The 14,888-nt window shown below is 39.8% G+C and carries 8 protein-coding genes and 5 pseudogenes; 4 read left to right on the top strand and 9 right to left on the bottom strand.

All coding sequences use genetic code 11. The features are described 5' to 3' along the window. Nucleotides 1–13: 13 nt before the first annotated feature. The 3 genes and pseudogenes from B0X70_RS21345 to B0X70_RS21335 form a co-directional block, all read right to left on the bottom strand. Nucleotides 14–271: pseudogene (locus B0X70_RS21345) on the bottom strand (transposase); the annotation flags it as partial. A 45-nt stretch (nucleotides 272–316) separates the two neighbouring features. Next, nucleotides 317–562, bottom strand: a pseudogene (locus tag B0X70_RS21340) (transposase domain-containing protein); the annotation flags it as partial. 336 nt (nucleotides 563–898) lie between these two features. Further along, a complete protein-coding gene (locus B0X70_RS21335; protein ID WP_217470327.1) occupies nucleotides 899–1,252 on the bottom strand; it encodes a GFA family protein in 354 nt (117 codons plus the stop codon). A gap of 548 nt (nucleotides 1,253–1,800) precedes the next feature. Here B0X70_RS21335 and B0X70_RS21330 point away from each other — a divergent pair. Together B0X70_RS21330 and B0X70_RS21325 are read left to right on the top strand one after the other, a co-directional pair. Further along, nucleotides 1,801–3,009: a multidrug effflux MFS transporter gene (locus tag B0X70_RS21330; protein WP_217470326.1), complete on the top strand. Its 1,209-nt coding sequence runs from the start codon at nucleotides 1,801–1,803 to the stop codon at nucleotides 3,007–3,009. 683 nt (nucleotides 3,010–3,692) lie between these two features. Next, complete coding sequence (locus B0X70_RS21325; RefSeq protein ID WP_036776078.1) at nucleotides 3,693–4,835, top strand: Fic family protein; 1,143 nt, start codon at nucleotides 3,693–3,695, stop codon at nucleotides 4,833–4,835. A gap of 122 nt (nucleotides 4,836–4,957) precedes the next feature. Here B0X70_RS21325 and B0X70_RS21320 read toward each other — a convergent pair whose 3' ends face one another. The 5 genes from B0X70_RS21320 to B0X70_RS21305 form a co-directional block, all read right to left on the bottom strand. After that, the gene (locus B0X70_RS21320; RefSeq protein ID WP_246593363.1) at nucleotides 4,958–7,432 is read right to left on the bottom strand and encodes a hypothetical protein; all 2,475 of its coding nucleotides are present in this window, start codon (nucleotides 7,430–7,432) and stop codon (nucleotides 4,958–4,960) included. Nucleotides 7,433–7,635: 203 nt separating this feature from the next. Beyond that, on the bottom strand, nucleotides 7,636–8,706 hold the full coding sequence (locus tag B0X70_RS25435) for a hypothetical protein (RefSeq protein ID WP_246593362.1): 1,071 nt from the start codon (nucleotides 8,704–8,706) through the stop codon (nucleotides 7,636–7,638). Nucleotides 8,707–8,749: 43 nt separating this feature from the next. After that, nucleotides 8,750–10,171, bottom strand: a complete 1,422-nt coding sequence (locus tag B0X70_RS21315; protein WP_246593361.1) for a hypothetical protein — start codon at nucleotides 10,169–10,171, stop codon at nucleotides 8,750–8,752. Further along, entirely contained in the window at nucleotides 10,168–11,208 is a 1,041-nt protein-coding gene (locus B0X70_RS21310) for an IS630 family transposase (protein ID WP_217470325.1), read from the bottom strand. Before B0X70_RS21310 ends, B0X70_RS21315 begins: the two co-directional genes overlap by 4 nt. 82 nt (nucleotides 11,209–11,290) lie before the next feature. Then, a complete protein-coding gene (locus B0X70_RS21305) occupies nucleotides 11,291–13,648 on the bottom strand; it encodes a hypothetical protein (RefSeq protein ID WP_246593360.1) in 2,358 nt (785 codons plus the stop codon). Between the two features lie 238 nt (nucleotides 13,649–13,886). Between B0X70_RS21305 and B0X70_RS26025 the strand changes: the two are divergent. Continuing rightward, nucleotides 13,887–14,042, top strand: a pseudogene (locus B0X70_RS26025) (hypothetical protein); the annotation flags it as partial. Nucleotides 14,043–14,072: 30 nt separating this feature from the next. Beyond that, nucleotides 14,073–14,252 (top strand): annotated as a pseudogene (locus B0X70_RS25425) (hypothetical protein); the annotation flags it as partial. Here B0X70_RS25425 and B0X70_RS21295 read toward each other — a convergent pair. Then, a pseudogene (locus tag B0X70_RS21295) lies at nucleotides 14,247–14,621 on the bottom strand (Arm DNA-binding domain-containing protein); the annotation flags it as partial. The pseudogenes B0X70_RS25425 and B0X70_RS21295 overlap by 6 nt on opposite strands. Nucleotides 14,622–14,888 lie beyond the last annotated feature (267 nt).

Raw genomic sequence — 14,888 nt, 5'->3', positions numbered from 1 at the left:
CCTAAATAAGATTTCATAATTGTGCTACACCCATTTTTTGTCTTCCTGGCTTTTGCTGTGATGAAAACGATGCCAAAAAGGCATTAACATAATTCAGTAACTGCCACATAAATTGACAACAATGATTTCGCGTTATTGTCTCATGGAGCGATTGCCATAACCGTTCTATTTTATTTAACCACGGTGAATAGACCGGTAAAAACAACAGGGTAAATTTTGGATGTCGTGCCAGCCAGTCCTTTACCTTCTGACTTTTATGAATAGTAATGTTCCGGTGGACTCACCTTGCGTTGTCAGATAACAACAAAATGGGATGTTAACGGAAGGGATTCTCAGGCCAGGGCAGCAGCTCATTCAACCGATTGTTCGGCCAGACAGGCAGCCGACTGAGGACATCACGTAACCAGACCCAGGGCTCATGTCCGTTGGCTCTGGCAGTTTCCAGCAGGTTCATTATCATGGCCGCCCGTTGCCCCGCGCAGAGCGAGCCCGCAAAAAGCCAGTTCTTTCGGCCGAGCGCCACACCCCGGACCGCATTCTCCGCCCGGTTGTTGTTTATCGGTACTCGGCACATCATCCAGATAACACACCAGGGCCGACTGGCGATTCAGTAATGCTCTGGTGCTATCCCACCTTGCCCTTCTCCTCCGGCCTATGCACGCGATAGCTTCCTTATCTTCATTTGGAGACTGACACTATGAGCCGTACGATATACCCCGGGACAAAAACAACAACATATGATCCAATGGCGTCACAGTGACCTATGTCTAGTCCCAACATTTGATAGATGGATTGCATAGTGGATCTCTCTGGTTCAAGGGTTCATTGTTTGCAAATATATTCAACGTTAGCAATCCAGTTTTGTTGGCGACGTGTCAATCGAGCTTGATCGCTTTCATCAGTGAACTTTAGCAGAAATATACTTAAACAGTGCAGGATCAACGTCTTCAAGGGTATTGACGTTAACGACGGCATAATCGCGACCGTTAATCTGACTGATGACAACAGGCACTACTCCACACTGGCTACAGATGTGAAACTGTGCTGTACCGGTTTCAAAAGAGTATCTATGTAGCAGCTTTTGTTCTCTGATACTCAGCCGAAGCTGCCCTGCCGAGAATGATGTCCAGACTGCATTGTGCTTGGTACAAAAAGAGCAAGTATATGCTCGTGCCGGAATCTCCAGAGGTTCAGGCTCCCAATTAAACGTAAATTCAATATTCTTACAGTGACAACTACCGAAAATCACCATGTGTACCTCCTCAGTTTTCGTGTCTTAACAATAGCGAGGAAATGTGATCTGGTATTACTCGTTTGTGAGTTTTAAAAAAATATATCATTGTTCAAATAATAATGGCTTTTTTTAGCATTATATGTTGTGTTTTGTGTTTTTTTATTAATTTTTGAATTTAAATTCTATATTTTTTTTGTTTGCTGAAAGTGATATTGATGTTACTATTTTTCTAATTGATATTTACATAAGTTTATTTTTGTAAAAGTTAATTCTTAAAGAAGTTGTGTAAAAGTATCTGATTATTTGGAGGACTTGTTTATAGAGTGGAAATTATTAATCTAAAGAGTCGATGAGATTCGACTTTTATGTTGTTATAAAGAGCGATTAATTCTTGCAGCACAAAGTGGTATGCAAAGTAATTTATTGTTTTTTTTACATGAAAAGCATTAGTTTTTCATTAAATAAGTGATCGTGTGAATTTAATGAAAATTTAACTGGTGCGGGTTTTTATTTTATATGGAATTTATTCTGGGATAGTGTTTATTATATTGAGTGGTTAATAGTCCATGAACAATAAATCTTTATCTTTATTATTTATCGTTTTAATGGCTTTTCTTTCTATGGGTGGGCTGGTTTCATCGGATATATTCTTACCCGCTTTGAGTAAAATGGGGAACTATTATCACGTCAGCGAATCTAGTATACAAAGTGCAATAGCTATATTTCTATTTGGTATAGCCTTTTCTCAACTTATTTATGGGCCATTAAGTGCTTGCTTAGGAAGAAAAACGGTTCTTATTTCTGGAATGATTATATGGCTGATTTCAACAATCGGTATTTTTTACAGTACGCATATTAGTGAATTACTATTATTGCGTTTATTCCAGGGAATAGGCGCTTGTGCGGGTATTACATTAAGTCGTGCCATTATTAGTGATTTGATGGGGAAAGAAGAGGCAGCCAATTTGTATCTGATTATTTTCCCTTTTGTGGGAATGTCACCCGCTGTCGCACCCATGATCGGAGGTATGCTAAGTGAATATTATGGTTGGAAAGCCTGTTTTTTATTTCTTACTTTATTTATAACAGCCGCGCTTATATTGTGCTTGCTAGTTCTGGAAGAGTCACTGCCAATAGAAAAACGCCAAAAATTGAGTGTTAAAAATGTATTAGTTAGTACTTACCAAGTGATAATAAATAAAAAGTTTCTTTACTATGCAGCAATACCTTGCTTCGCTTATACAGCATATTTTTCTTATTTGATTGAATCTCCATTTATTCTTACCGCTATGGGATTACCAGAAAGATATGTTGGTTATACCTATATAATGCTCTCTTTGAGTTATGTGTTGGGTAATCTTACGGCTAAGAAATTAAGTCGCCAGCAGGGCATGAGAAAGACGATTTTTCATGGTTATCTCATCTTTGCTGTTGGCGGTATTGCTTTCACGATACAAATGTTTTTTAGTCCCTACCCATTGATAACTTCTGTGCTAACAATATCAATATTGACTTTCGGTAATGGTTTTTTGCTGCCACTAGGTACTGCATCGGCAATTGCCACTTATTCTCAAGCGGCTGGGACAGCTTCCGGCGTAATGGGAACATTGCAATTAGGTAGTGCGGGATTGGCATCATTGCTTATTGGTTATATATCTCACCATGAACCGATTAAAGTGGCATCTATTATCACCGTTGTTTCCTTGGTCGGTAGCATTATTTATATAACTGGTAATAGAGGTAATAAAGAAATCAGTAAGAAACAAACAATATAAACTAAAATAGGAATGAAAAGTGGTTAATAATATAGATGTCACATTATGTGTATTAGTGTGATTACCGAGGGAGATTGACGACCCTATCATCAAACACAAAGCTGGTTTGTTGAACCCAACATCGTGTTAATTTATTGATTTATTTTGGATTGGCCTGGCAGTTGCAATAGGATTTGTAAGTATTGCGTTCAAGCAGAAAAAAGACACATAATTTCTTATGTATCCTACATCATAACCCTTGTATTCAATTCAATATCGAAGTACTGAAAAGCTAAACTAACTACAGTTATACATTCGGGTTCTTGTTTCGGCCGCCGGTTGAGTTTTCTCATCTCTCAAACAGCGTCCCCACGAAGGCCCCCACAAAAAATCGCTTTTGTTTTGTGATGGTTATCAAGAAAAATCGGTATTTAAGATAGTGGGGCTTCGTTATGTGTGGAGTCAGGTCCACATATAACGACCAGACCTCCACACATAGCGGCGCTAAAAAATCCATACTGCATTATGCAATCAAAGCCCCATCCCCCTTCTCATTGAACATCTTTCAAACTTACATTTGATATGTTGGAACAACGGTTTTTGAGATAATCAAAAACAGTGTTCTTTCTAAGATATAGATTCTATTACTATTTTTGCTATACTTTTGAGATGTTTTTATTCACCAGTTGAGATAACTAAACATCATGGTTCAATTTAATCACTTTGAACTCTCGCTTCTGAACCCCAGCTTTGACTCCCCTTTGGTCGATGCGCTGACGGAACTGGAGTTACTCCGGCACCTGCGGCTGGAAACTGATGTTCACCCTATCCTGTTTGCGCAGTTGAAGGCCGTTTTCCACATGCTGGAGAGTCTTGGCTCCGCAAGGATTGAGGGAAACCATACCACGCTTGCCGACTATGTTGAAAGCAAGGTTGAAGGAACGCAGAGTTCGACGGACCAACTCAAAGAAATCAACAATATTGAAGCCGCGATGGAGTACATCGACGAATACCTGAGCAACGGCGATGACATAACAGAATATTTTATCCGCGAGTTGCATAGTCTGGCGGTAGCCGGGCTGCAACAGGAAGGCGACAGAACGCCCGGAGCATATCGGCAACATAACGTCAGCATCGCTCTGTCTGACCATTTACCGCCGGACCACATCCGCGTTCCTGATTATATGGCGGAACTGACCGCCTTTATTAATCGTGCCGATAAGCCAAAGTACGATCTGATGAAGATTGCACTGGTGCACCACCGCTTTGGCTGGATACATCCATTTGGCAACGGTAATGGCAGAACGGTCAGATTGCTGACCTATGCATTGCTTATCAAGTATGGTTTTAATGTTCAGGCTGGTGGGCGGGTTCTCAATCCGACAGCGGTATTCTGCAATGATCGTGAACGCTATTACGCCATGCTTTCGTTAGCTGATAAGGGAACAGAGCAGGGGCTGGAAGAATGGTGCTTATATGTGCTTTCGGGGATCTCCTCTGAGCTGAAGAAAGTCGATCAACTGACAAACCACGCTTTCCTGAGCGAAAAGATCCTGTATCCGGCCATTGATTTCTCATCGGAGAGAGGGCTGATAAACCCGCTGGAATCGAAGGTTCTGAAACGCGTTGTTGAGCTGGGGACGATAAAAGCGGGCGATCTACGCGCCGTTTTGCCTGAGCTTAAACCGACGCAGGTGACTTATCAGCTTGGTAAGCTGATTGAACGGGGACTGCTTCAGCCAGTAGAAGAGGGGGCTCGTACCTATACGGCGAAGTTTTCTAACTCATATCTGATTCGTGGGGTGATTAAGGTTCTGCGGGAAGAAGGGTTTATTCCTAACCTATAATCTTAATGAGCAAATTGTTACTTACAATGTAGATAGCTTTTTTGACACATGTTTATTTCTTCTGTAAAAGTCCCCCTTCATAGAAGGGGGCATTGATAACGCCTCAGCGGTTGGTTAATATACTATAAATTTTCTTGTAACCAAGCTTCTAACGCATCTACTTGTACAAAATTAATATTAGTTTCATATGGCGGATATCTTAACCACCAGTAAATTTGTCTACTAATATATAAATGGATAAATTTAACTTCGTAATTATCTGCTGGCTCACTCCAGTTTAGTAGAGTACGAAGATTATTATAATTTTCTGCTAGGAAATCAATCCTTTTTTCTATTTTCCCAATCTGTCCCCTTTTATCACCTCTACCAAATATTTTCTCTCGTAAACGACGCATATCCTTAATGCAATAGTAGGGCTGATTATACTTACACTCTATATTCAACCAGGTATTGCTATCAGGAAAATAGGCTAAGGTATCAAAATCACCTACATCAGGAAATTTTTTCTTTGGAAAGCGTTTCTTAAAGTCGATGCCAAGTTCAATTTGGGTTGCGAACCTTTTTACAATATTAAAAGTGGTTATTTCTAATTGCTTTTCAATACTCTCTTTTATTTTACCAACTTCATGTGAAATGTGGCTCCATTCGAATTCGGCAGGAAGATATCCATTTGCAATATGGGCAATCCATATTGTGCCTGCCCGATATGCTGCCGCAGCTCCCCAGACTATATTATTATTACTAATTTCTATTAGTGGGCGAATATTATATCGGTGATCTCGTTTATTATGATCGGATATGGGTACATCAAAATATTCAGAATCAGCACCCAGCAATTTTCTTATCTTATTCGGATTAAGAATAAGAAAATCTATTATTTTCTCTACTTCTTCATTAATCAGGTTTGTATTGCTGTTAAGTAATGTAGTTACCATATCAGCCCTTGTCGCCTGATATGAAAGATTTAATTCAATTTGGTTAAATCGAGCCCATTGAAAAAGAATAGAGAAAACAGCAAGTAAACTCGAGTATTTGAAACCGAGATCTTGTTGAAATATACGATCAAGAACATCTAAATTTTCATTTATAATGTCGGATTCTACTGAGTCATTATCGTTTAAGTTATAACCTAACTTATAGCCTGCTTGTTCTTCACTAAACTTATCTTCTTTAATCTCACGATCTTCGGAAAAAAATACTTGTGGGATGTAAAAATTATCTATATTCAAACCACCTACATCAATATCGTTATGCAAGATGTCACTTGCATTATAAAGTACTATTAACCAATCAATATCAGCAAGTAATTGTAAGATATCATCGGTAGCAGGTATGGTTTTACTTTTTGTGTTAAGACTCAAAGCGCATTCAAGCAAATATCTATAATTTGCTGACATACGGTTGAACTCAGTACTCTGTTTTGCTAATTTTTCTGTTCTATTATAATTAACCTCATGTTGAAGGCTTAACATAATATTTTTCTTTTTTCTATGATCTTCGGCTACATAAGCATCATAGTTTTCAATTACAAATTGTAGCAAGTGCTCCCTGTTCATTGAGCGTATTGTTGCGTGAATTTTTTCTCTGAAAAAATCGGCTAAAGGGTTAATAATATCCTTGGCCTTTTGTAACTCATAATTACCTTCCTGAACTCCAGACTCTTTAATTAAGTTAGCCAATGTTTTTCTGGCTAGTTTAAAGTGTTTGGCTTCAGGAATGTTTGGTTTTATTTCTAAAGTATCAAAGGTGCGCTTTTCGCTGGATATTGCCATCCTTGCGGGTCTGTTCCCTGTATTGATTATCTGTTGCCTAATATCTTCGGAGAACTCGATATGAAGTATTTGGGAGAGCGATTGTAAGAACGCAATGCAAACATCAGCCTGGAAACTGGCATTTTGAGGTCTGTTAAGACGATATTGCATGAGAGGTAAATTAATGTGAATTTTTATATTTGCAGAAGAATTATCTTTGTTAATTAATGACACGTGAGTGAACAACTCAGGATCAAAATTTTCTGTAATGTCGGAATTACTATCGACCAGATATTTTTTGTCAATAGCGCAGTGAACGGTAATTCTTTTTATATTTTGGAATGATATATTCTCTAAAATATCTTTTCGTTGCGATAGCGCATCACAAGTGCATTCTAAAAATAATGTCAGAAGCTGACCGTTAAGATGATCTTCATTTAGTAGTGGTTTGCGATCGGCACAAAAATGCATTGTGCAGTTATTTATTTTTGTGCACCAGCATACATAGAAATGACTTTTTGATATTAATGAAATATTTCCTTGGTAAGTATTACTGATATTCCATTTTACATTGACATCAGGAAAATTTGAAGGGACCTGTGACCAGTATTTTTCCAGTTCTTCATATCTCCAGTGAGATCCCCAATGAGGATCAAGAATAATCATGTCGAAATTAATAGCACCATCTTCTAATACAGAATGAGTTCCTTTAAGTGATGCAAATTTATCTATTACAGAAATAAAAAACGGATTTATTTTGGATTTATATTGCTCTAGATATGAAAAAAGTGATGACAATTCACTTAGGTTATCTATCGAGTCAAATAATGCAATAAATTCTGTCAAGAAAAGAATATGATAACTATATTTTAGTTGCGGTGGCTTAAAAGGAAGCATAGCAGTAGTAAGATTAGAGCTTATGAAAATAAACTCAATATCATCAATTGCAAGTTGCTTTCCTGAGCCATTTCGAATACCTAATAGTTGTGATGATGAAATCGGTGATAAAGCCCATTTTCCTTGGCTAAAAAGTTCGAAAACATCTTCTTCTATCTTTTTAGTTTGTTTATTGGATTAATATCAAAAGGTACAAATAAATAATACTTATCATTTCCCTGTAGTATCCCAGCGAATTTATAAGGTAGGATCTTTTTTTGATTCAGAAGCAGAAATGGTCCCTCAATAATGTTTTCAAAACGCTGGGATATGAAATTTGAAATTGCATCTGAACAATCGATATCCATTTTCTGGGAAGCATAGTGCTCAATAATTACATTTGCCATATTCCTGAATGACAATGGATAAACACGATCACTAATATTGATACCAATAGCAGGGAGCGCTATGCCTTCCATTATTATATTTGATAATTCAGTGGTGGAGTTAATGCTTTTAAATTCCCCTGGTTTTTTAATAAATATATTTTCTGTCTGATTTATTATTTCCTCAAACGCATGACTGGCATCCGTTAAAGCCTGATGGCAGGTTTTCCAGAACGTTTCTGGAGGGATTTCGACATGACCGGGTGAGAACTCTTGTTCTGAGAGTGTATCAACTGGATTTATGCCTGATAAAAACTGGTTCTGTAAAATAAGAACATTTTCCATTTGCTTAAGAATAATTGGATATTCTGCGTATCTAATTTCAAAAGCTTTAATATAATCATATAAGCGTTCGACTGAGCTACCATAAAAAATTTTATAAATACTATCTCCCCACGGTATTCTTATTTGTCCCCAGTCTTGTTCAGGGATAAAATCTTCCATTTGAGGAATATCAGGTAATATATTGTAAATAATGCTAAAAAATTCGCTTGCTTGTTGGTATGTTTTAAGTTCCTTTTGGTTGTTAAATGTACTGACGTCCATGGAAAGCAAGGTGTTGAAAGCGATAGTGTGTTTTACAGGTGACGAAATATTGGGTAGCCATAATTCGGAAATACTTAATGCGAGAAAAAGTTCTGCGAGGTTGTATTCTGTATAAACAGATGTTAATTTTTCTTTTATTTGTGGCATAATGTCCTTATAGTTTCTTATCCCCCTGTTCGGGAATTTATCTTTGGACTTATTATTGTTTTTTTTCTTTTTTGAATCTCGTTTTGACTTGCTGTTCTTTCCCATTTTTAAATCCTTTTGAGAACTAAGTGTATGTAATGTGTTGTATTTAATATCCTTCAAGTCTTAATTTTGCATGCCGATCTTGATTTACAGCATCAAAATCATAATGTGAAGCAAGGTCATCAAAGACACACGCCAATTTGGGATGAGTGAAATATAACTGGTTAGCTATTTCTTTGTACTGGTCAACTAGTTTTCGTTCTTTATCACCGCCTTCATAATAAGCTCTTACTGTTGTACCACGGCTATTGATAGTGCCATAATAGAATCCTTCTCTGATCTCATCTCGTTCTGTTTCTTCCAGCAAATCTCTGATTATTATGCTGGACCATGGTGCGTTATTTAGATGTTTTGAGCGGGATAGCCATTTACCGATTATGTAATCAGTAGTATTGCTTCTGTCATTTTCTGCCGCCAATTTCCTGACTTCCTCAATCCAGTTACTAAATACGACTTCATCAATATTATCATCTGGTCTCTGACCGGGGATTCCTTTCCCTTGATCCAGAACTCTGCCAGCTTGTTGTGCCGCAGCCATTAAGGATTCATCCTGTTTATACTCTTTCTTAGATTCTGGTTTATAAGCAAGACATATTAATTGCACAAAGAGTGGTGGATTGGAAAGTAATTCCGTGTAAAGGTTTTTTGCTCCTTTTTCACAATTCCTGAATGCTGAGAAAAAGAAGAATTCCAGTAAGGATAAATCTAAACGAGAGACTTGGCCTGATGATTCAAGATATTCAATAGCTCTGGATAGATACCAGCCATCTGGTATTGGTACATCTTTTTCAGTGGTAGTTCTGAATCCATTTAACAGTTTCAATAGGTTTTGCCAGGAAACTTTCTCTATACGATGTTTTACAAGATTAAATGTTGATATATATCTGTCAGCGAACATCATTTTTCCGATGAAGTAATCAATTTCATCAGCATTATCACTCCAGATGTGTGGATAATTGATTCCCTTCCAGTACAGCATTTGGGCGCTTTCAGAGTAACTTGAGAGGTTGTGCCATGTAGCCATATTGGGTGGGAGTATTGAGTGGAATGCGGCAATTTTGTCATCACTATTCATCTCATTTTTAAATTCTTGAGAATTTAACAGGATAAGTTTCTTTTCTTCAGGCAGCCAGGCATAAAATGAACTTATCAATTGATCATGAAATGGGAAACCATTACCTTTGAATTTTTCAATAATCCATGTGAATGAATCTATCAAATTTAAGTTACAGGTAGCCAGAGACTCACCTATTACAGACGGTGATTGTGCTAATGAAAGTAAAGATGATATTCCATCCAATCCTTGGTGGAAATATATCTCTTCTATTGCATTGGTTCGCATTTTTATTATTTTTTCACTATGTATTATGCGATCTATTTCATTCCCTTCAGGTAATGCAGGGTATTGAGATGTGAAAAGTCGGCGTTTATCAAGAATAATATCTTTAGGTGTTAAATAAGATTTCATAATAGTGCTACACTCATTTTTTGTCTTCCTGGTTTTTGCTGTGATGAAAACGATGCCAAAAAGGCATCAACATAATTAAGCAACTGCCACATAAATTGACAACGGTGATTTCGCGTTATTGTCTCATGGAGCGATTGCCATAACCGTTCTATTTTATTTAGCCACGGTGAATAGACGGGTAAAAACAACAGGGTAAATTTGGGATGTCGTGCCAGCCACTCCTTTACCTTCTGACTTTTATGAATACCGTAGTTATCTAAGATTAATGTGAGAGTTTCCGCATGGGGATATTGATGATTCAGTTCATCTAACATTTTGATAAATAAATCAGAGTTCTTTTTTATTCCTTTAACATAGGTGACTTGCTCTGTCTGAGCATTGAGGCAACCCGCAAGGTAATGTTTTTCATTTTTTCCCGGGGTGATAACCCGTTTTTGTTGTCCTTTGAAACACCAGTCCGCGCCGATTTTCGGGTTGAAATCAATATCCACCTCATCTTCATAGAAAACGGGATGTTTTTCTGAAATATTCGCTTTGGCTTCTGCGATCTTTGCCATTTTCTCCTCATGTTCAGGATCAGGTTGTTTTACCGTGGGCGCCGCTCTGCGCCAGACAATTCCCACCTGAGCAAAATAACGATAGAGGACACTTTGTGTCAGAGAGAGGTTGAGTAATTCATTAAGAGTATGAGTCATAAGCTCAAGGCTCCAGCGAGAGCGAAGATAGCCGAATTCTTGGGGAGATTGCTGTAATAAGAAAAGCAACAGGCTATAGAGAGGGGTGAGATCCCAGACAGCAGGTCGGCCAGCCGGTAAACTGTTGAGTCCTTCGAGTCCATATAATGTAAACCATTCAACCCAACGATTGATGGAAGAGCGTGCGGCATGAAGGGTTTTGGCGACATAAGTCACCGTCAATCCCTCATTGAGCATCAATAACGCCGTCAATCGACGGGAATAGTTCTTATCACGGGTTTTGTGGATAAGTTTTCTCATTTTCTGGCATTCATTTTGAGGTATGGGTGCTATGATAGGCATCACTCAGTCCGTGTTGAGGTTTGGGATTTTTGGCAATTGATCAGATCGCAAAAATCGGACTGAGTTCCCTTCCAGTGATCTATTATTTTGAAAATTTATTTAATAAACCGACGAATGACATGAGGTCTTCTGCAACAGTTCTGCTTTTTTTATCTCCATCTTTGTTATACGAGTTATGCCAACTCAGATAGTGATATAGTGCTTCTCTGATGATCTCCTTGTCTCCATCAGAAAAAGAAATTGCGCGTTTAATTAATGCAATAAGTCTTTCTTGGTAGGTTCCTTCAAAATGGTCTATTCGCTTAATAAGCGCTGCTATTCTTTCGACATTTTTTTCTGCCAGAACCAGAATTCGCTCACTAAGTGCAGAATAATATTCATAAAGAAAAGTTCCTCTCATTTGTGCACTGCCAGCATCATCATCCCGCCATTTTGGTCTGGCATTTCCCATATAAACACCGCCCATAGGATCAGTTTGTTCATAGAGAAAACGCCAGACAATGCTATCGTGCTTTTTGATAAGCATATCAAGTACGACGAGTCTTTGTTCATCAGTAGCCATTGTTTGTGGCCAGTAGGGTCTGAGCAACGATTTTAGGGTATTTTCCGGTGTATTGGTCCAGTTTCCCTGAATTCTTAATGATGATAGCGTTGCAAGAATAAGACTGATTCTAAGTAATCGCCTTGGATTCCAGGCTAGGATTTCCAGCGCATGCAATAAGTCAGCATGCCAACAACGCATACCAAAGCCTGTGCTTTCGCTCGTTTCTGTTAGTAGACGAGTAACGGAAACCTCTGTTGATTGCAAACTTGTTTCTATGGATTTTAAGAACACCTCTGGTGATGCTTCAGCTAACGGACATAATACGTCTGTTAATGACAGCCATCTCTCACCATCGGCATCCATCAACAGATCTCTAACCAGATTGTCGATGGCGGCAATGATGAAATCTGAATTAATCCCTTCACTGCTTTCAGCGTAGATTCTGAGTTTTACCAGTGAGTCAGCGATTGATTTCAGAATAAAATCTGATTCTGAACGAACTTTTCCATAGATAGCCGCCATCCAGCGATCTTCGTTTTTAAGCTCCAGGGCAGGATCGGGTTTAAGTAGCGTTTGTTTTACAACCAAGAAGAAACGTTCAAGCTGACTTTCTGTCAGTCGAGGGGCTAGTTGATACAATAGCTCAATGGGAGATTTTGCTTTCCATACATCACCAATCTGTAATACCGGAGAGTCATCCCGAAGAGATATTTCGCGTAGTTCCTGTTCCAGTTCTTCGTAATCTTTTTGCGCAATAGTTTCAACGCAATATTTATCGCCTTCCTTTTTGGTATTCCAGCATCCTACCAGAGTCAGCGTGATTAGCGCTTTTGCTGGCGATGTGGTCAGCCATACGGGAGATGATATTGCCGGGTTTTTGGCCCTAAGACGTCGATAAACCGACCAGGATCGTCCGGTTGTTTGCGATAACCGCCTTGCATCGGATTCCTCCTCTCCTAAAGCAATGAGCTTCTCTTCAAAATCGCTTCGAGTAAGACGTTCCAATGTAATGGTATCACTTCGCTTATTGTTCGTAGTATTGTGATCGCCCAGGGAAAAGGGAATAAAAATAGTTCGTTCAGGCTGGTGTCGGCTTTGTCTGGAAATATCACTGTTCATCGCCAGACAAAATTGAATTGAGGGATTTTTATCAATAAAGTGCCATCCATCATCAGTAGTTATGCAGGCTGATATATTTTCATGTCCCATCTCTATTAAGCTGGCACAGGCAAAAGCGATACCTTCTTCCTGACTGTCTGCCCGGATAATAATTTGTTCTTTTTTATCTGATAGAAAGTCGTTCAGTGTGTTTTTTTCCTCTTCCCTGCCAGCCAGTAAGGTGTCTTTTGTTAACGGAAATTGTGACTGATTGCACCATCGTTCCCAGAAATGGGAAATGGATTCAATGCCTGCACCAGTATGGCCTGTTATTTCACTGAACCAGAGAGCTACAGCCGGAGTGTTTTCCAGCCACGCCTCCAGATCGTCAGCATCAAGAGCATAAACGCCGGACCAGATGTTTTCAGCCTGTGCTTCTTTGAGCCAGCTATCTTTTTTGGACCACCGGCGTGGTGATACGAAAACAAAGCGACTTTGAGCTGCTTCCTGTGGTGAAATTTGTTGATTTCTTTTCCGAAAATCTGAGCGGGCTTTAGTAATGATGTCGGAGGAACAGCCCATTTCCCAGAAAGAGGCACCATCAGGAACCCAGATGTTGCCTTTGTCAGCCTGGACAATACCATCCCAGCCGCTGCTTGAAACAGAATCACCGCCGGGCATGCTCAATGCTGTTATTGTTGTGGTCGCGCTAATTAATCGCCGGATCAAAATGGGCAACATTCCCTGAGCGTCTCTTGTGTCCGCCCACTGTTCAATTTGGGTAGCGGTGATCCTCATATTGAGATCCTTAGAGTGTGTTTTCTGGATTATATTCCCGATTATTCATTGAATAAAATGGAAAAAATGAAACTTTAGTCTTTTGTTTGATGCGAAAGACGAATGATTAGTTTTGCAGGTAAGAGAGAGTTATTTTTGCGATAAGCCTTTCATAACCTCACTTGCTGTTAACTGCTAATCGCGGTGCAAATTCAGGTGCCGGGATTGGTCTCCTGAAGATATTCCTTACTGGCGACATATGACGCGCTTTGCGTCTTTTTTATGTCGTTCATCCGGCTACATCTCAATGGTGGGCCGGGCGGAGGCGTCGCAAGACGCGCCGGTGTCCAGTAAGGCCGGTAAGACCAACTCTGTCCGGTTCCACCACCGCAAAATTGGTCTCTTCGGTGGTGGTTCAATTAATCACTTACTGGAGGCTGCCACTATGGCTACGATCCCTACTCAAACACACCCGTTACTTGCTATTCCCTTCAATGCCGCCACGGACTTCACCGTCCTTGCCGATCACTGCGAAAACTTCGCCGAAACCCTGATTGAAAGTAAAGATATAGCGTTAAAAATGGCGCTCTGCGGCAGGATCAATGCCTGTTTGACGCTGCTCCAGCGAGCGCAGGATCTTCGCCGTGTGATGCTCCGTCCAGCGGATATTTCCCGCCAGCCACTTACGGGCGACCTCTTCAAAGGTATTACCGCTTTTCTTCGCCTGCTTCTCCTGCTGCTTTTTCACCCCCGGATTGTCGCCCGCGCTGAGTACGGCGCGAGCTTCTTCACGCAGCTTACGCGCATTCGCCAGCGTAACGGTCGGGTAAGCGCCAAACGCCAGCTTCTTCTCCTTGCCGCCAAAGCGGTACTTGAGTTGCCAGAGTTTAGAACCGTTGGGTTTAATCAGCAGGTACAGACCCTGCGCATCGCTGAGTTTGTAGGGTTTATCGAGCGGCTTGGCGTTACGGATGGCGGTATCGGTGAGTCGCATGGCGGGGGCTCCAGAGTTTATCGAACCAACAGGCCCCCAATTAAGCCCCAAAAACTCTGAATGTCAAAAACCCTGGCAGTATCTATTGATGCTCCAGGCTCTTTGCAACTTACTGATTTTTTAACGTTTCAGGACGTATAGGAGCGCCATGAAACTAAACTTTGGTGCCCGGAGGCGGAATCGAACCACCGACACGAGGATTTTCAATCCTCCTGCTGAGATGTTGGTGTTTTGTAACATAAAACTGACTTATCTGCATCCTTCGAA

The sequence above is a fragment of the Photorhabdus akhurstii genome (assembly GCF_019090985.1).
Taxonomy (GTDB): Bacteria; Pseudomonadota; Gammaproteobacteria; order Enterobacterales; family Enterobacteriaceae; genus Photorhabdus; species Photorhabdus akhurstii.
This window is presented reverse-complemented; position numbering and strand designations above follow the sequence as displayed.